This is a genomic window from Mycolicibacterium aichiense, from assembly GCF_010726245.1.
Lineage (GTDB): Bacteria > Actinomycetota > Actinomycetes > Mycobacteriales > Mycobacteriaceae > Mycobacterium > Mycobacterium aichiense.
Genome location: NZ_AP022561.1, coordinates 1,059,361 through 1,077,034, shown reverse-complemented (window position 1 = coordinate 1,077,034; position 17,674 = coordinate 1,059,361). Strand labels below are relative to the sequence as shown.

General features: G+C 68.0%; 16 protein-coding genes and 1 tRNA gene. 9 read left to right on the top strand and 8 right to left on the bottom strand.

The genetic code is table 11. The features are described 5' to 3' along the window. The first annotated feature begins 80 nt into the window (after positions 1-80). Positions 81-575 (top strand): DUF4383 domain-containing protein, encoded by a 495-nt coding sequence (locus G6N32_RS05255; protein ID WP_232077501.1) that lies wholly within the window; start codon positions 81-83, stop codon positions 573-575. 7 nt (positions 576-582) lie between these two features. Here the strand turns inward: G6N32_RS05255 and G6N32_RS05250 are convergent, their stop codons facing one another. The 5 genes from G6N32_RS05250 to G6N32_RS05230 all read right to left on the bottom strand — a co-directional run bounded on the left by G6N32_RS05250 (position 583) and on the right by G6N32_RS05230 (position 4,857). Further along, on the bottom strand, positions 583-1,551 hold the full coding sequence (locus G6N32_RS05250; RefSeq protein ID WP_272871142.1) for a Ppx/GppA phosphatase family protein: 969 nt from the start codon (positions 1,549-1,551) through the stop codon (positions 583-585). Then, positions 1,536-2,033: a DUF501 domain-containing protein gene (locus G6N32_RS05245; RefSeq protein ID WP_115316921.1), complete on the bottom strand. Its 498-nt coding sequence runs from the start codon at positions 2,031-2,033 to the stop codon at positions 1,536-1,538. The genes G6N32_RS05250 and G6N32_RS05245 overlap by 16 nt, the downstream gene beginning before the upstream one ends. Continuing rightward, the gene (locus tag G6N32_RS05240; RefSeq protein WP_115316923.1) at positions 2,026-2,721 is read right to left on the bottom strand and encodes an FtsB family cell division protein; all 696 of its coding nucleotides are present in this window, start codon (positions 2,719-2,721) and stop codon (positions 2,026-2,028) included. The genes G6N32_RS05245 and G6N32_RS05240 overlap by 8 nt, the downstream gene beginning before the upstream one ends. Before the next feature lie 23 nt (positions 2,722-2,744). After that, positions 2,745-4,031 carry a phosphopyruvate hydratase gene (eno, locus tag G6N32_RS05235; RefSeq protein WP_115316925.1) on the bottom strand — a complete coding sequence of 429 codons (1,287 nt, stop codon included), beginning with the start codon at positions 4,029-4,031 and terminating at the stop codon, positions 2,745-2,747. Positions 4,032-4,125: 94 nt separating this feature from the next. Beyond that, positions 4,126-4,857 carry a lytic transglycosylase domain-containing protein gene (locus G6N32_RS05230; RefSeq protein ID WP_115316926.1) on the bottom strand — a complete coding sequence of 244 codons (732 nt, stop codon included), beginning with the start codon at positions 4,855-4,857 and terminating at the stop codon, positions 4,126-4,128. Between the two features lie 178 nt (positions 4,858-5,035). Between G6N32_RS05230 and efeU the strand changes: the two genes are divergently transcribed. Genes efeU through efeB form a run of 3 tightly spaced genes read left to right on the top strand, consistent with a single transcriptional unit; the run spans position 5,036 to position 8,470 of the window. Beyond that, the gene (efeU, locus tag G6N32_RS05225; RefSeq protein WP_115316928.1) at positions 5,036-6,007 is read left to right on the top strand and encodes an iron uptake transporter permease EfeU; all 972 of its coding nucleotides are present in this window, start codon (positions 5,036-5,038) and stop codon (positions 6,005-6,007) included. After that, complete coding sequence (gene efeO / locus G6N32_RS05220) at positions 6,004-7,170, top strand: iron uptake system protein EfeO (RefSeq protein ID WP_115316930.1); 1,167 nt, start codon at positions 6,004-6,006, stop codon at positions 7,168-7,170. Before efeU ends, efeO begins: the two co-directional genes overlap by 4 nt. After that, entirely contained in the window at positions 7,151-8,470 is a 1,320-nt protein-coding gene (gene efeB / locus G6N32_RS05215; protein WP_410432572.1) for an iron uptake transporter deferrochelatase/peroxidase subunit, read from the top strand. Before efeO ends, efeB begins: the two co-directional genes overlap by 20 nt. On the opposite strand, the gene G6N32_RS05210 is transcribed toward efeB, so the two are convergent. From G6N32_RS05210 to G6N32_RS05200, 3 genes are all read right to left on the bottom strand, one after another. Further along, complete coding sequence (locus G6N32_RS05210; protein WP_115316934.1) at positions 8,443-9,570, bottom strand: nucleoside triphosphate pyrophosphohydrolase; 1,128 nt, start codon at positions 9,568-9,570, stop codon at positions 8,443-8,445. The two genes, efeB and G6N32_RS05210, sit on opposite strands and share 28 nt — an antisense overlap. Next, positions 9,567-13,229, bottom strand: coding sequence for a transcription-repair coupling factor (mfd, locus tag G6N32_RS05205; protein ID WP_115316936.1), 3,663 nt, complete (start codon positions 13,227-13,229; stop codon positions 9,567-9,569). The genes G6N32_RS05210 and mfd overlap by 4 nt, the downstream gene beginning before the upstream one ends. 82 nt (positions 13,230-13,311) lie before the next feature. Continuing rightward, positions 13,312-13,905, bottom strand: a complete 594-nt coding sequence (locus G6N32_RS05200) for a TetR/AcrR family transcriptional regulator (protein WP_168215105.1) — start codon at positions 13,903-13,905, stop codon at positions 13,312-13,314. Between the two features lie 130 nt (positions 13,906-14,035). On the opposite strand from G6N32_RS05200, the gene G6N32_RS05195 reads away from it, so the two are divergent. The 5 genes from G6N32_RS05195 (at position 14,036) to G6N32_RS05175 (ending at position 17,646) form a co-directional block, all read left to right on the top strand. Then, positions 14,036-14,107 (top strand) — tRNA-Gln (locus G6N32_RS05195). An 8-nt stretch (positions 14,108-14,115) separates the two neighbouring features. Then, a complete protein-coding gene (gene glmU, locus G6N32_RS05190; protein WP_115316940.1) occupies positions 14,116-15,573 on the top strand; it encodes a bifunctional UDP-N-acetylglucosamine diphosphorylase/glucosamine-1-phosphate N-acetyltransferase GlmU in 1,458 nt (485 codons plus the stop codon). A gap of 94 nt (positions 15,574-15,667) precedes the next feature. Continuing rightward, on the top strand, positions 15,668-16,648 hold the full coding sequence (locus G6N32_RS05185; protein WP_163789131.1) for a ribose-phosphate diphosphokinase: 981 nt from the start codon (positions 15,668-15,670) through the stop codon (positions 16,646-16,648). Beyond that, positions 16,649-16,990 (top strand): arsenate reductase (glutaredoxin), encoded by a 342-nt coding sequence (gene arsC, locus G6N32_RS05180; RefSeq protein ID WP_115316942.1) that lies wholly within the window; start codon positions 16,649-16,651, stop codon positions 16,988-16,990. It abuts the gene before it with no gap. Continuing rightward, a complete protein-coding gene (locus tag G6N32_RS05175) occupies positions 16,987-17,646 on the top strand; it encodes an LpqN/LpqT family lipoprotein (RefSeq protein ID WP_115316944.1) in 660 nt (219 codons plus the stop codon). Before arsC ends, G6N32_RS05175 begins: the two co-directional genes overlap by 4 nt. Positions 17,647-17,674 lie beyond the last annotated feature (28 nt).

Genomic DNA, 17,674 nt, shown 5'->3' with positions numbered 1-17,674 from the left:
GCGGCTGCAAGGTGAAGCTCTAACCGACCGGCCTCGCGCCTGCGGGTTGACCGCCCGTATTGACGGGTATGCAGACCCCCATGGAGACGGCCCGTTCTGGCAGGCTCCAGCGGGCTCGGGTCGGCCTGCTGGCGGTACAGGGAGCCGCGGTGCTGGTCGCCGCGGCATTCCTCGCCGTCGCGATCGCGGGCTTCATCCCTGGGCTGACCACCCATCTGGACCAGTTGCACTGGGCGCACGGGTCACGGTCCGAGCTGTTCGGTGTTTTCGGGGTGTCGGTGGTGCACAACCTGGTGCACCTGGCCTTCGGGGTGGCGGGCCTGGTGCTCGCCCGCACGTTCGCCCGAGCGCGGGCGTACCTGATCGGCGGCGGGCTGATCTTCCTGGGCCTGTGGATCTACGGTCTGCTCATCGACTTGTCCGGTCCGCGAAACGTCCTGCCGCTCAACGAGGCTGACAACTGGCTCCACCTGACTATCGGGGTGGTCATGGTCGTCCTGGGGCTCACGCTCGCCGGCACCAAGACACCGACCGGCGCCGACGGCGAACCGTTGGTGCTGCCTGAAGACGAGTGAGGGTCGCTCAGGCGAGCGAGAGCGCGATGCCGTCGAGGATGTCGTGCTCGCTGACCACCAGTTCGTCGATCCCGGCCCGCTGCCCCAGCGCATGGGCGAGTTCCTCGACGACGATCGAACCGCCGCCGATGACGTCGACGCGACCCTCGTGCATCGGGCCGAGCGCGGCGCGCTGCTTGCGGGTCATCCCGACGAGCTGGTCGCACACCGCCAGCAAGTCCGGAAAGCCCACCCGCGACAGGTGGATCGCCGCCGGATCGTAGGTGGTCATGCGGTGGGCCAGCGCGGCGATCGTGGTGAAGGTCCCCGCCACCCCCACCCAGGTCGCGGCCTGCTCCACCGGCACCACCCGCAGCGCCTCGCCGAGACGTTCCCGCACCACCTCGCGGGCGGCGGCGATCTCGGCCGCGGTCGGCGGATCGGAGTGCAGGCAGCGTTCGGTGAGCCGCACGCATCCGATGTCGGCGGAGAAGCTGGCCTGCACGCCGCCGGCCCGGACCCCGTTGCCCAGCACCACCTCGGTCGATCCGCCGCCGAGGTCGACCACCACGAACGGCGCTGCGGCGCTGTCGAGTTCGCCGACCGCACCATTGAACGACAGCTCGGCTTCCTCCTGCCCGGTGATCACCTCGGCCACCGCACCGGGCACCGCCGGGTCCAGCACCTCGGCGGTCATCGCGAAGAACTCGTCGCGGTTGGCGGCATCCCGAGTCGCCGACGTCGCCACCATCCGCACCTTGCCGACGCCGAATTGCTTGAGCAGCGCGGCGTAGTCGGCCAGCGCCGCCTGCGTGCGGGCCAGTGCGTCAGGGGCGAATTGCCCGGTAGCGTCCACACCTTGACCCAGCCGAACGATGCGCATCTCCCGGTGCACATCGCGCAGGCGGTCCCCGGCGAGGTCGGCGATCAGCAGCCGGATCGAGTTGGTGCCGCAGTCGATGGCCGCAACCCGGTTCGTCTCTACGATGATGTCCACTCCTCGTTGTCCAGGATTCCCGCCATCCCCGGCTCGGCGGCCAGCAGCGCCAGCGCTTCATCGCCAAATGGGTTGACACCCTTGCCCTTTGCCAGTGAATGCGCGATCACGACGTGCAGACACTTGACGCGGTCGGGCATGCCACCCCCGGTGAACGTGGTTCCCAGCGGCTCGATCGCGTCGCGCTCGGCCAAGTAGGACTCGTGAGCCCGCCGGTAGGCGGCGGCCAGCTCCGGGTCCTGGGCCAACCGCTCACTCATGTCGCGCATCAGCCCGTCGGATTCCAGCCGGCTCGCCGCGGCGGTCAGCACCGGATGGGTCAGGTAGTACAGCGTCGGGAACGGAGTCCCGTCCGGCAGCCGGGGCGCGGTCTTCACCACGGCCGGTTCACCGTTCGGGCAGCGATAGGCGATCTCCAGTACGCCGCGCGGCTCGCGCCCGAGCTGCCGCGCCACCGCGTCGAGATCGGCGGGATCAACCACCGGGCGCCGGGGGTGGTGGTGGACCGGGTTCCGGTGCCGGCGCGGGATCGGCCGCCGGAACCGGTGGCGGCCCGTGTGGGGTGTCGGCGATGGTGTGCCACAACGAGGTGTACCAGGGGTCGTTGCTGCGCACCGGTGTGGCCTCCGGGCCGGTATCGGGTGTGACGACGGCCCCCTGCGGCAGCTGCACCTGGTAGGGAATGTCGCCGGGCATCACGAAACCGAGCCGCTCGCGGGCCTGCGCCGCGATGTACACCGGATCACCCAGCTTGGCCTTCTGCGATTCCAGATCGGCGATCTGCTTGCGTAGCGCGGCCTCGGACGCGGCGAGCTGCTTCATCTCGGTGCGCTGCGCGAAGTACGTGCGTACCGGCCCGGCGATGGTCAGGGTGAGCACGCAGACCACCGCCGCCAGGATGGCCGCACGACGCGCGGTGAAGCCCAGCCGCTGTTCGCTCTGACGCTCCGCCGACGCCGCGATGGCACGGCGGACAGGTTCGGTGACCGTGTGCCCGGTCTCGGACGCCGCGGGCCCGGCAACTCCGACCGCTTCCGGTTTGGCTCTGGTCTCGGTGGGACGGGGGTCTTTCTTGGCCGACGGCGACGTACGCGAGCGGACACGACCCGAGCCCCCCGGCCGGGAGGCCGGTGAGCGTCGTCTCGAGTCGGGCCGCTTGCTTTCCGCCACAGTCTCTTTCGGATCTCTGGAGGCTATTCGCCGACCACGAACCGCGGGAACGCCAGATCGCCGGCGTAGCGCGCGGCGTCGCCGAGTGCTTCCTCGATGCGCAGCAACTGGTTGTACTTGGCAACCCGTTCGCTGCGGGCCGGCGCACCGGTCTTGATCTGACCGCTGCTGACGGCGACGGCCAGGTCGGCGATGGTGGTGTCCTCGGTCTCGCCGCTGCGGTGGCTCATCATCGTGCGGTAGCCGCTGTTGTGTGCCAGCGCGACGGCGTCGAGAGTCTCGGTGAGCGTGCCGATCTGGTTGACCTTCACCAACAATGCGTTGGCCGCGCCCCGCTCGATACCGTCCTCGAGCCGTTCGGGGTTGGTGACAAACAGGTCGTCACCGACCAGCTGCACCCGGTCGCCGATGGCGGTGGTGAGCTCGACCCAGCCGTCCCAGTCGTCCTCGGACAGCGGATCCTCGATCGACACCAGCGCGTAGGAATCGAGCAGGTCGGCGTAGAAGTGGCCCATCTGCTCGGCGGTGCGCACCTCTTTCTCGAAGGCGTAACCCTTACCGGCGGTGAAGAATTCCGTCGCCGCCACATCGAGTGCCAGCGCGACGTCGGTGCCGAGCGTGAAGCCGGCCGCCTCGATCGCCGTGCCGATCAGGTCGAGCGCGGCCTTGGTGCCCGCGACGTCCGGCGCGAAACCGCCCTCGTCACCGAGCCCGGTGGACAGACCCTGCTTCTTGAGCACCGACTTCAGCGAGTGGTAGACCTCGGCGCCCCAGCGCAGCGCCTCCTTGAAACTCGGCGCGCCGATCGGGGCGACCATGAACTCCTGGACGTCGACGCCGGTGTCGGCGTGCGCGCCGCCGTTGAGGATGTTCATCATCGGCACCGGAAGGATGTGGGCATTGGGTCCGCCCAGGTAACGAAACAGGGGTAGACCCGCACTGTCGGCGGCGGCCTTGGCCACCGCCAGCGAGACGCCGAGGATGGCGTTGGCACCCAGCCGCGACTTGTCGGGGGTGCCGTCCAGGTCCAGCAGGGCCTGGTCGACCAGCCGCTGATCGTCGGCCGAGAGGCCGATGACCGCCGGCGCGATCTCGTCGAGCACGGCCTCCACGGCCTTCTCGACACCCTTGCCGCCGTACCGGGCCGCACCGTCGCGCAGCTCGACGGCCTCGTGCTCGCCGGTCGACGCGCCGGATGGGACGGCGGCACGGGCGAAGGTGCCGTCGATCAGGGCCACCTCGACCTCGACGGTCGGGTTGCCGCGGGAGTCGAGGATCTCGCGGGCCGCGACCTGCTCGATGATGGGCACTGGCTCTCTCCTTGCGTCGTGGTCTGCGACGAACAGCCTAGATGGTCCCAAGCGCGGCAGCGCCCCAAGAATTGGGTGAGTGTCGACAGCGCGCTCAGAGCGCGTGCCCTTGCGCATATGCCGTCGCCCAGTCGCGCACCGTGCGGGCGTACTGGTCGGAGTGGTTGTAGGCGTGCAGTGCGTTCATCCACCCGCGCGGCGAGGCCAGGTCCTTGCCCCGAAAGCACAGATACCCGGCCGCCGACAGCGCCGCGTCGTCGATGTTGTCCGGACTGATCACCCCGTCATTGTTGGCATCGACGCCATAGAGGCGCCAGGTCTCCGGGATGAACTGCATCGGTCCCATCGCCCGGACGTAGATCGGCTCGTCATTGCTCAGCGTCTTCTCGTCGTCGATGATCTCGAGGTTGCCGTTGGTGCCGTCGAGGTGGACGCCGCGGATCGGCGGGCTGACGTCCCCGTTCGGCGCGACGACGGCGTCGCGGTAGGTGCCGTGGTGGCTCTCGACCATGCCGATGCCGGCCAGCGTGGTCCAGGCCAGGTGACAGTTGGGGTTCTCCACCTCGGCCACCCGAGCGGCGTACGCGTACGCCTCCAGCGCGGTGATCGGGATACCGAGTGCCGGCGCCCGCTGGGCCGCCCAGTCGTGCAGCTGATCGGCCGGCCGGCCCTTGGCGTGGGTGTCGACGGCGGGCACCGGATCGCCGGGCGGCGGTGGCACCCCGTCCGGAATCGGCGTGCCCAGCTGCCAGGAACAACTGGCCGCCAGCAACATCGCCGCCGCCGCAATGACGGCGAAAGCACGCAGCCAACGCGTTGACAACACAGCACTCCTCGGGCCCAACCAAACATGTTCATCGTCCCACGGCTCCCGGGTCGTTAGCCCCTACCGGTGAGGCCGAACGGCCGGTAACTTCGTTACCTACCGTCTGTTAAGGTGAGCCGATCCTTCATTTGGTAAGCCTTGCTTGACCAGCATTCTCGGCAGTGAGTTAGGACGCGCGATGACCCACCTGGCGGACATCCCGAGCGGCATCCACACGACATTCAGCGCGGCCGCCCCCAATGTCGGCGCGCAGCTGTTCGGCAGCGGGCTGATCGGCGTCCGCGAGGGCCTGGAGGCCGGGATCATCGTCATGGTCCTGGTCGCATTCCTGGTGAAATCCGACCGCCGCGACGCCCTGAAGTGGGTCTGGCTGGGCGTGGGCGCGGCAGTGCTGATGACCGTCGCCGTGTTCTTGACGATCCAATACGGCGCCTACACGATCACCGGCCTGGCGGCCGAAGCCATCGCCGGAGTGGCCTCGCTGGTGGCCGTCGTGATCGTCACCTCGATGGTGCTGTGGATGCGCAAAGCCTCCGCCGGCCTGTCCGGTGAGCTGCGGGCCGGGATGTCGAAGGCACTCGAGACCGGCGCATTCGCCATCTTCGCGCTGGCGTTTCTGGCCGTGGGCCGGGAAGGCGTCGAGACTGCGCTGTTCATGGTCGGCTTCGCCGAAGCCGAGACCGCCTGGCCCCTGCTCGGATTGCTGATCGGCGTGCTGGTCGCCGCCGTCATCGCCTGCGGCATGTACGCCGGCGCGGTACGGATCAACCTGGCAAAGTTCTTCTCCTACACCGGCGTGTTCCTGATCCTGGTGGCCGCGGGCGTCCTGTCCTACGGCATCGGGGCCCTGCAGACCGTGGGCTGGCTGCCCGGCCTGGGCGCCAAGGCCTTCGACATCAGCTCCGAACACTGGTCGGCCTGGTACGGCGAGATCGTCCAGGGCGTCTTCAACATCACCCCGACCCCGACGGTGCTGCAGCTCGTCCTCTGGCTGGCCTACATCGTCATCGTGCTCGCCCTGTTCCTTCGGCCCACCAAGGCGGCCCCGAAGCCCGCACCGGCCGCCGAGATCTCCACCGACACCGCCTCCGAAGACACCGCCTCCGAAGACTCGGAGCGTTCTCCCCTCACCGAAAGGTCCCATAAGTGACGCTGCCCTACGGCATCAAGACTTCTACCGCCGCCGTCGCCGCGATTCTCGCCGGAGTTTCACTGGCCGGATGCACCGCCAAGGAAACGAAGTCGGCGGACTCGAGCAGCAAGGCACCGTCCGAGATCACCGTGAACGCCACCGACACCGACTGCAAGCTGTCGGGCACCCAGGCCGCCACCGGGCCGAGCACGTTCGTGATCACCAACAACGGGACCAAGGTGACCGAGTTCTACGTCTACGGCGAGGGCGAGCGGGTGATGGGTGAGGTCGAGAACATCTCCCCCGGCCTGCAGCGCAAGCTCGTCGTGCAGCTCGCCGAGCCGGGTAAGTACCAGACCGCATGCAAGCCGGGGATGATCGGCGACGGCATTCGTAGCGACTTCACCGTGACCGGCAACTCCGTCGCGGTCGACGAGAAGGGCGAATTCAAGGAAGCCGCCGACAGCTACAAGCGCTACGTCAACAGCCAGACCGACGCCCTGATCCCGGCCACCCAGCTGTTCGTCGACGCGATCAAGAAGGGCGACGTCGCGGCCGCCAAGGCGCAGTACCCGGTCGCGCGTACCTATTACGAGCGCATCGAGCCGGTGGCCGAGTCGTTCCCCAACGACCTCGACCCGCGCATCGACCTTCGCGAGGCCGACCTCGAACCCGGCCAGAAGTGGACCGGCTTCCACGCGCTGGAGAAGCAGCTCTGGGTGACCGGTCTGCAGCCTGACGCCGGCGCGCTGGCCGACCAGCTCATGGCGGACGTCAAGGAGCTCAACGACGGCGTGAAGGCACCCGGCTGGACCATTGACTCCACCCAGATCGCCGGTGGCGCACAGGGTCTGCTCGATGAGATCGCGGCCAGCAAGATCAGCGGTGAAGAGGACATCTTCAGCCACACCGACCTGTGGGACTTCAACGCCAACGTCCAGGGCAGCCAGACCGCGGTGGCCTCGGTTCGGCCGATCCTCGACAGCCGCGACCCCGAGTTGGGCAAGCGGGTCGACAAGGGCTTCGCCGACGTCGAGGCGCTGCTGGCCAAGTACCGCAAGGGTGACGGCTTCGTGCTCTACGACACCGTGACCGAGCCTGCGCGGCAGGAACTCTCGCGTGCGATCGACGCGCTGAGCAAAGAGGTAAGCCAGGTGCAGGGTGTCATCGCTCCCCAGTAACGACGGCGCACCGGCGGCGGCATCTTCCCAGCAGCCGGCACCGTCGGGAATGTCACGGCGCAAGCTGTTCGGCGCGGCAGGCGTCACCGCCGCGGTAGTGGGCGCCGCGGGCGCCGGGGCACTCGCGGGCCGGGCGTCCGCGGCCAGCTCGCTCGATCACGGACTGGACAAGCCGGTGCCGTTCCGCGGCGAGCACCAGGCCGGGATCGTCACGCCGGCCCAGGATCGGATGCACTTCGCCACGTTCGACGTGACAACCGAGTCCAAAGCCGACCTCGTCGCGATGCTCAAGGAGTGGACCGGCATGGCCGAGCGGATGACCGCCGGCCAGGAAGCCGTCCACGACGGCGCAGTCGGCCTCAATCCCTATGCCCCACCGTCGGATACGGGTGAGGCGCTGGGGTTGACGCCGTCGCAGCTGACGTTGACGATCGGGTTCGGTCCCTCGCTGTTCCTCAAGGACGGCAAGGACCGCTTCGGTCTGGCCGGCCAGAAGCCGGCGCTGCTGGAGAACCTGCCCAAGTTCCCCAACGAGACCATGGATCCGGCCCGCTGCGGGGGCGACATCGTCGTGCAGGCCTGCGCGAACGACCCCCAGGTCGCGGTCCACGCGATCCGCAATCTGGCCAGGGTCGGCTTCGGCACCGTCGCGGTGCGGTATTCCCAGCTGGGGTTCGGCCGCACCTCCTCGACCACCCGGGAACAGTCGACACCGCGAAATCTGTTCGGGTTCAAGGATGGAACCGCGAACATCAAGGCCGAGGACACCGACACGCTGAACCAGCAGGTGTGGGTGGCCAAGGGCGACGGCCCGGACTGGATGACCGGCGGCAGCTACATGATCAGCCGTCGCATCCGGATGCGGATCGAATCATGGGACCGCACAACGCTTCTCGAGCAGGAGCGAGTGATCGGCAGGCAGAAGGGCAGCGGGGCGCCCAACGGACTCAAGCAGGAGTTCGAGGAGCTGAACTTCGACATCGTCGACAACAAGAACGAGCCGTTGATCGACCGCGACGCCCACGTGCGGCTGGCATCCCAGCAGCACCTGAACGGCATCCAGATCCTGCGGCGCGGTTACAACTTCACCGACGGCTCCGACGGCTTCGGGCACCTGGACGCCGGGCTGTTCTTCATCGCGTTCGTGCGCAACCCGGCGACCCAGTTCATCCCCATGCAGATGGAGCTGGCCCGCCGCGATCTGCTCAACGAGTACATCACCCACACCGGCAGCGGGATCTTCGCCGTGCCGCCGGGGCTGCGCGACGGTGACTACTGGGGTTCAACGCTGCTGGGCTGATCGGCGTCGACATCCACATCGACGTCGACCAGTTCACCGACCGCGAGGTCGTCGGCGAGCTCGGGTAGGTCCAGATCGTCGTCCACCCGCAGGATGTCGACGTCGTCGAGCACGTCGTCGTCGGTGACCACCTCGGGGACCAGCGGGAGCTCCACCGGCTCGGCGTCCGGCGCCGGCCAATGCCTGCGCCACTCGTCGGGGCTCACGGCACCCAACGCCGTGGCGGCATCGAGCTCGGTCGGGGCGTCGGTGTCGCGCCGGTTAGCCGCGATCGCGCGCTCGACGGCCCGTACGGTGTCCATGAACTCCAGCACGTCGGTGCGCAGCTCGTTCTCGGCATCGCGCTCCGCCGCGACCGTCACGGTGACAATCGATGCCGGGATCAGCTCCGGCGGCAGCCCGGCGGTCGTCACCCGGGCAATCACCTTCTGCGCCAACGCCAGCGCGGGCTGAGCCGTGGGCACGTCGTCGACACAGGACAGCCGCGTACTGGTCTCCAGTGACTTTCGCTGCTCCCACTGCGCCAGCTGATCCTCCAGCGAGATCGATTCCCCGGCCAGCACCGCGGGCACCCGGTTGCCCAGCTTGCGCACCAGCGCGTCAGCCACGTCGTCGATGGTGAAACCATCGAGTGCTTCGGAGGCGATCCGAGCGTGGAAGAGCACCTGCAGCAGCACATCTCCGAGTTCGTCACGCAACTCTTCGAGGTTGCCGCCGCGGACCGCATCGAACAACTCGTAGGTTTCCTCCAGGAGGTAGCGCCGCAGCGAGTCGTGGGTCTGTTCGCTCTCCCACGGCCCGGCGGTGCGCAGCTTGTCCATGATCGCCACCGCGTCGACCAGCCGCTCGCCGGAGTGCGGGGCGGGCGCGGCGATCAGCCGCTCACCGGCGGACAACCGGGCTCGCACTTCGGGATGCTGCCGATCGGACGAGAGCAGCACCGGCGCATCAGAACCGGTGAACACCGGCCGTCCCGACGGCAGCGACCACGGCACCTTGACCGGCAGTTCCTCGGTGTACTGCACGTCGCCGCCGAGCAGTTCAACCGCCTCGACGGGCACGAGTGACGGACGGCGCGGATCGACCAGGATGACGGTCACCGCTCTCCCCTCGTCGTGCCTGCCGGTAGATGCGTCGTTATATCAAGCTCGCCGTGGGGTTGTCCGTCAAGTGCGCGAAGCAGATCGGCCACCATCTGCACCAGCTCCAGGTCGCGGATCCGGGGGGCGCCGACACCGCTGCCCGACCGCGGAATCGGCACCGTCACCGTGGAGGTCGTCGCACGATAGTTCGCACCGGGATATACCCGTTTCAGTCGGAGCTGCGCGGAGTCGGGCAGCGTCAACGGCGAAACGCGAATCGTTGTGGCCGAACCACTTCCGGTGGCAGCAACCTCTGTCACCCCGTACCCGCGGCACACCAGGCGCAGCCGGGCCATCGCGACAAGCCGCTGCGCGGGTTCGGGCAGCGGTCCGTAGCGGTCGGTGAGTTCTTCGACCACCGAGACGATGCCCGCATCGTCGCCGGCCCCGGCCAGCCGGCGATAGGCTTCCAGCCGCAGCCGGTCACTGCCGATGTAGTCCGGCGGCAGATTGGCGTCGACCGGCAGATCGATGCGCACATCCTTGGGTTCCTCGGAAGTGGTGACCGTCTGGCCGTCGGCCGCGGCCCGGTAGGCCTCGACGGCCTCGCCCACCAGCCGGACGTACAGGTCGAATCCCACGCCGGCGACATGGCCGGACTGTTCGGCACCGAGCACATTGCCCGCGCCACGAATCTCCAAGTCCTTCATGGCAACTGCCATGCCCGCACCGAGTTCGTTGTTCTGGGCGATGGTCGCCAGCCGGTCGTAGGCGGTCTCGGTGAGCGGCATCTCCTTCGGGTACAGGAAGTAGGCGTAGCCACGCTCGCGGCTGCGGCCGACCCGGCCACGAAGCTGATGCAGCTGGGACAGGCCGAAGGTATCGGCGCGCTCGACGATCAGGGTGTTGGCGTTCGAAATGTCCAGACCCGTCTCGACGATCGTGGTGCAGACCAGGATGTCGTACTCGCGGTTCCAGAAGCCCTCGACGGTGCGCTCCAACAGCTCTTCGGGCATCTGGCCGTGCGCGACCACGACCCGCGCCTCAGGTACGAGCTGGCGGACTCGTGCGGCCGCGGCGTCGATGCTGCTGACCCGGTTGTGGATGTAGAAAACCTGCCCGTCTCGCAGCAATTCGCGCCGCAGCGCCGCGGCGACCTGCTTGTCGTCGTGGGCACCGACATAGGTCAGCACCGGGTAGCGCTCCTCCGGTGGGGTGAGGATGGTCGACATCTCCCGGATGCCGGCCAGGCTCATCTCCAGCGTTCGCGGAATCGGGGTGGCGCTCATGGTCAGCACATCGACGTGGGTGCGCAACGCCTTGATGTGCTCTTTGTGCTCGACGCCGAAACGCTGCTCCTCGTCGACGATCACCAGGCCGAGGTCCTTCCAGCGGATCGCGGTCTGCAGCAGCCGGTGCGTGCCGATGACGATGTCGACGCTGCCGTCGGCCATTCCCTCGATCACCGCACGCGACTCGGCCGGGTCGGTGAACCGCGACAGGCCCTTCACCGTCACCGGGAAACCGGCCATCCGCGCACTGAACGTCTGCAGGTGCTGATCGGCCAGCAGCGTGGTCGGCACCAGCACCGCGACCTGCTTGCCGTCCTGCACCGCCTTGAACGCCGCGCGCACCGCGATCTCGGTCTTGCCGTAACCGACGTCGCCGCAGATGACCCGGTCCATCGGGACCGGCTTCTCCATGTCGGACTTGACCTCCTGGATGGCGGTCAGCTGGTCGATCGTCTCGGTGAAACCGAACGCGTCCTCCATCTCGGCCTGCCACGGGGTGTCCGGGCCGAACGCGTGGCCCGGCGCGGCCTGCCGCTTGGCGTAGAGCGCCACCAGCTCGCTGGCGATCTCGCGAACAGCCTTGCGCGCCTTGGTCTTTGTGTTGGTCCAGTCGCTCCCGCCCAGACGGCTCAGGCTGGGCTCCTGGCCACCGACGTAGCGGGACAGCTGATCAAGGGAGTCCATCGGCACGAACAGTTTGTCGGCCGACTGCCCCCGCTTGCTGGACGCGTACTCCAGCACCAGGTACTCGCGCCGCGCGCCGCCGACGGTCCGCTCGACCATCTCGACGAATCGCCCGATACCGTGCTGGTCGTGCACCACCAGGTCGCCCGCGGTCAGCGCCAGCGGGTCAACGGTGTTGCGGCGCTTTGCCGCCAGCCGCTTGCCCTCGGTGCCGGTCACCCGATTGCCGGTCAGGTCGGTTTCGGTGATCACCACCAGGTTGGCGCCGGGCACGATGATGCCGTCGTGCAGCGGGCCTTTGAGCACGCCGACCACACCGGCCTTCGGCGCCTGGCCGGCTTCCAGCATCGCGGCCGGGGTGTCTCGCTCGCCGAGTTGCTCGACGACCCGGTGTGCGGTGCCGGTACCCGGGGCCACGACGGCGGCGAACCCGCCGGTCATCACATGGGCGCGCAGCATCGCGAAAATCTCGTCGACATTGCTCTGCTGGCCGCGGGCCGACGGGGCGGCCCGCACGTCGAGTTCGATGGCGTCCTCGGCGGCCAGCTGGCTCACCGTCCACCACGGGTGACCGGTCGCGCGGGCCGCGGCCCGGACCTCGTCGAGTTCGCGGAACCCGGACCCACCGAGTTCTTCGATGTCGATCGGGGCGTCACCGCCCAGAGCGGCCACCGACCAGGACGCTTCGAGGAACTCCCGGCCGGTCTTGATCAGGTCGGCCGCGCGGGTGCGCACCTTCTCCGGATCGCACACCAGAATCGGGGTGCCATCGGGCAGGTGGTCGACGAGCAGGGTCAGGTCGTCGGGTCGCAGCACCGGCTGCAGCGCTTCCATCCCGTCCACCGGGATGCCCTCGGCCAGCTTGGCCAGCATGTCGGCGACGCTGCCGCTGACCTGGTTGTTATCGCCGTGCGGGCGGCCGGCCAGCAACTCGGCGGCATGCGCGCGAACCTCGTCGGTGAGCAACAGCTCGCGGCACGGGACCGCGACCACGCTGTCCACGTCGATCTCAGGGATGGATCGCTGATCGGCCACCGAGAACATCCGCATCTCGCTGATCTCGTCGCCCCAGAACTCCACCCGGACCGGATGCTCGGCCGTCGGCGGGAAGAGATCCAAAATGCCGCCGCGGACCGCGAATTCGCCGCGCTTGCCGACCATGTCGACGCGGGTGTACGCCAGCTCGACCAAGCGTGCGATCAAGGCGTCGAAATCGAACTCAGCGCCGGACGTGAGCGTCACCGGTTCGACGGTGCCGACGTCGGGGCCCATCGGCTGCAGCAGCGAGCGCACCGTGGTGACCACCACGCACAGCGGCGGCCCAAGGCGCTCGTCGTCGGGGCGGGCCAACCGGCGCAGCAGCATCAGCCGCGCACCCACAGTGTCGACCCCGGGCGAGAGCCGCTCGTGCGGCAGGGTCTCCCAGGACGGGAACATCGCCGCCGAGTCGCCGAACACACCCCGCAGTTCGGCGGTGAGGTCGTCGGCGTCGCGGCCCGTCGCGGCAACCACCAGCAGCGGACCCTTACGGGCGACCGCGCAGGCGGCATACAGCTGAGAACTTGCCGGTCCGACCAGCGCGAGTTCTTCGGGACGCTCGGCGGCCCGCTGCGCGAGTTCGACAAATTCCGGCGCGGTCAGCGCCAAGTCCACCAGCCCCGCGATCGGGGTGTGAACATACTCCTGCCCCGGTGCGGTCATGATGCATCCATCCTAGGCGGCGGGACCGAAGACGTTGCGGCGGGCCGCGATTCGCTCGCGCGCTGTGACGCAGGTCGCCTGGTCACTCACCTTCCAACTGCGGATCGGCTTCCAGATGCGTCAGCCCGTTCCACATCAGGTTCACCAGGTGGGCGGCGACCACTTCTTTCTTCGGTTCGCGGGTGTCGAGCCACCACTGCGCGGTCATCGACACCGAACCGACCAGGGCCTGCGCATACAGCGGGGCCAGCACGGGGTCCAGGCCGCGGCGGGCGAAATCGCCGGCCAGGATCGAGGACACCTGGCTGACGGCGTCGTTGAGCAGGCTGGAGTAGGTGCCGGTGCTGATCGCTGCGGGTGAGTCACGGATCAGGATGCGGAAACCGTCGGTGCGCTCCTCGACGTAGGTCAGCAGGGCCAGCGCCACCCGCTCCACCCGCACCCGGGACCGGTTGTTGGTCAGCGACGACGAGATCCCGTCGAGCAGGGCCGACATCTCGCGGTCGACGACCACCGCGTACAGGCCTTCCTTGCCGCCGAAGTGCTCGTAGACGACGGGCTTGGAGACGTTCGCGCGTTGAGCGATCTCCTCGATGGAGGTGCCCTCGTAGCCGCGCTCGGCGAACAGGCTCCGCGCGACGTCGATCAGCTGACGCCGGCGTTCGGTTCCGGTCATCCGGGCGCGCGGTGCCCGCGGCTCCTTCTCCGGTGCTGCCACGCTGTCAGCCTTCCCGAGTCGCTGCGCTCCTGCCCTCCGGAGGAGCGTAGCTGTTTGCACTAGAGTCTCAGGCGGATATTTCGGCCAGTCCGTCGTGGTGTAATCGGCAGCACCTCTGATTTTGGTTCAGATAGTTCAGGTTCGAGTCCTGGCGACGGAGCTTTAGTGATGGAGGTCCAGGTGACCACACAAACCGATGCCGCCGTCCTGGTCCTGGCGGCCGGGGCCGGAACCCGGATGCGCTCCGATACCCCCAAGGTCCTGCACACCCTCGGCGGGCGCAGCATGCTCGCGCACACTCTGCATGCGATAGCGAATCTGAAGCCCAGCCACATCGTGGTCGTGGTCGGACATGGCCGTGACCAGGTTGGCGCCGAGGTGTCCCGGGTCAACAGCGAGGCCGTCACGGTCGTGCAGGAAGAGCAGCTGGGCACCGGGCATGCGGTCAGCGTCGGACTGTCCGGGCTGCCTGACGACTTCGCCGGCACCGTGATCGTCACCACCGCCGACGTGCCGCTGCTCGACAGTGACACCCTGATGTCGCTGACCGACACCCACGGCGGGGCCGGGGTCACGGTCGTGACCACGACAGTGGCCGATCCCACCGGCTATGGCCGCATCATGCGCGATGCCGACGGCGCGGTCACCGCGATCGTGGAGCATGCCGACGCCGACGACGATCAGCGCGCCGTAGCCGAGATCAATTCGGGCATCTACGCCTTCGAGGCGGCCGCGCTGCGATCGGCGCTGACCCGGCTGCGCACCGACAACGCCCAGGGGGAGCTCTACCTCACCGACGTGATCGCGTTGATCCGCGCCGACGGACATGTGGTCCGGGCGCAACACATCGCGGACCACGCGCTGGTGTCCGGCATCAACGACCGCGTGCAACTGGCGGCGCTGGGAGCGGAATTGAACCGGCGGATCGTCGAACGCCACCAGCGGGCCGGAGTCACCATCACCGATCCGGCCACCACCTGGATCGACGTCGACGTCGAGATCGGACCCGACACGGTCATCGCCCCGGGCACCCAACTCCTCGGCGCTACCTCGATCGGGTCTGGCTGCACCATCGGACCCGACACCACGCTCACCTCGATGGAGGTCGGCGACGACGCCACGGTCATTCGCACGCACGCAGAGTTGTCGGTGATCGGCGCACGGGCCACCGTCGGCCCGTTCACCTATCTGCGGCCCGGCACCTACCTGGGCGCGGGGGGCAAGCTCGGCACCTTCGTCGAGACCAAGAACGCCGTCATCGGCGCGGGCACCAAGGTTCCACACCTGACCTACGTGGGCGACGCCGACATCGGCGAGCACAGCAATATCGGGGCGTCCAGTGTGTTCGTGAACTATGACGGCGAGAACAAGAGCCGCACCACCATCGGTTCGCACGTGCGCACCGGCTCCGACACCATGTTCGTCGCGCCCGTCACCGTCGGCGACGGCGCCTACACCGGAGCGGGCACCGTGCTGCGCGACGACGTGCCCCCGGGCGCGCTGGCGGTGTCGGCTGGGCCACAGCGCAACATCGAGGACTGGGTACTGCACAAGCGACCCGGCAGTGCATCGGCGCAGGCCGCGGCCAAGGCGAAAGAGTCCGAGTCGGGCGACGCGACCGGGTGATCGTTGTCGCCAGATGTTGCCTTTTTGGTAACCCGGGGTCGTAGCACCGTACGATTGGCCCGTATCGATCCCCGACCGGCAAGGGCAGCACACAGTGGGCACGGACTGGACCGACAACCGCAAAAATCTGATGCTCTTCTCGGGCCGCGCGCACCCGGAGCTGGCGGATCAGGTCGCCAAAGAGCTCGACGTCCAGGTCACCGCGCAGACCGCACGAGATTTCGCCAACGGTGAGATCTTCGTCCGCTTCGACGAATCAGTCCGTGGCTGCGACGCTTTCGTCCTGCAGTCTCATCCCGCGCCGCTGAACAAGTGGCTGATGGAACAGCTGATCATGATCGACGCGCTCAAGCGCGGCAGCGCCAAGCGGATCACCGCGATCCTGCCGTTCTATCCCTACGCCCGCCAGGACAAGAAGCACCGCGGCCGCGAGCCCATCTCCGCCCGTCTGGTCGCCGACCTCTACAAGACGGCGGGCGCCGACCGCATCGTCACCGTGGACCTGCACACCGATCAGATCCAGGGCTTCTTCGACGGGCCGGTCGACCACATGCGGGCCCAGCCGCTGCTGACCGGGTACATCCGGGACAACTACAACTGCGAGAACGTCGTGGTGGTCTCGCCGGACTCCGGTCGCGTGCGGGTGGCCGAGAAGTGGGCCGACGCCCTCGGCGGCACACCGCTGGCGTTCATCCACAAGACCCGCGACCCGAAGGTGCCCAACCAGGTGAAGTCCAACCGGGTGGTCGGTGATGTGGCCGGCAAGACCTGCGTGCTCACCGACGACATGATCGACACCGGCGGCACCATCGCGGGCGCGGTCAAGCTGCTGCACGACGACGGCGCCAAGGACGTCATCATCGCCGCCACCCACGGCGTGCTGTCCGACCCGGCCCGTGAGCGACTGGCCGACAGCGGTGCCCGCGAAGTGATCGTCACCAACACCCTGCCGATCGACGAATCCAAGCGATTCCCGCAATTGACCGTGCTCTCGATCGCCCCGCTGCTGGCGAGCACCATCCGCGCGGTTTTCGAAAATAGTTCGGTGACAGGCCTTTTCGACGGGGACGCATAGTTGTCAGGCACCATCTATCACAATCCCCGCTGCAGCACCTCCCGCAAGACCCTGGACCTGCTGCGCGACAACGGGATTGCGCCAGAGATCGTCGAATATCTGAAGACGCCGCCGTCGCGCGCCGAGATCGCCAAGCTGATCGCCGACGCCGGTATCGAGGTACGAACCGCGGTGCGCAAGCGTGAATCCCTGTACAGCGAACTGAATCTCGCCGACGCCAGCGATGACGAGCTGCTGGATGCCATGGCGGCCAACCCGATCCTCATCGAGCGCCCGTTCGTGGTGACCGACAAGGGCACCCGGTTGGCCCGACCGATCGAATCGGTGCACGACATTCTGTGAGGGCAGGTAGCGCAGTCCTGTGCATCGCGCTGGCCACGACAGTGGCGGCGTGCGGGTCGACGCCGCCGGACTACTCCTCGATCTGGAGCACACCGGCGACCACCACCACGGCCGCCCCGACCACCTCGGGCAAGCCGCAGCCGATCGCCGAGTATCTCTACGGCGTCGGCGTGATCGGCGAGCAGATTCCTCTGGACAAGCTCACCGACATCACCGTCACACTGCCGCGGCCGAAGGGCTGGACCAAGTACGACAACTCGAACTTCTCGCCGGGCACCGAAGTCATCGCGAAGAACAACACCTACCCGACGGCGATGGTGATCGTGTTCAAGCTGACCGGCAACTTCGACGTGGGCGAGGCGCTCAAGCACGCCAGCGCCGACGCCGAGATGAGTCAGAACTTCACCAAACTCAACGCCTCCAGCGCTGACTTCAAGGGTTTCCCGTCGTCGATGATCGAGGGCAGCTACGACCTCAACGGCAAGCGACTGCACTCCTACAACCGGGTGGTGATCCCGGTGACCCCGGCACCGGCGTTCCAGCGCTACCTGGTGCAGCTGACGGTCACCACGCTGGCCGATCAGGCCGCGGCGGCGTCCACCGACGTCGAGGCGATCATCGCCGGGTTCAACGTCGCCCTGAAAAAGCAGCCCTGAAGAAGTAGCGTCTCCCCCGCCGCACCGT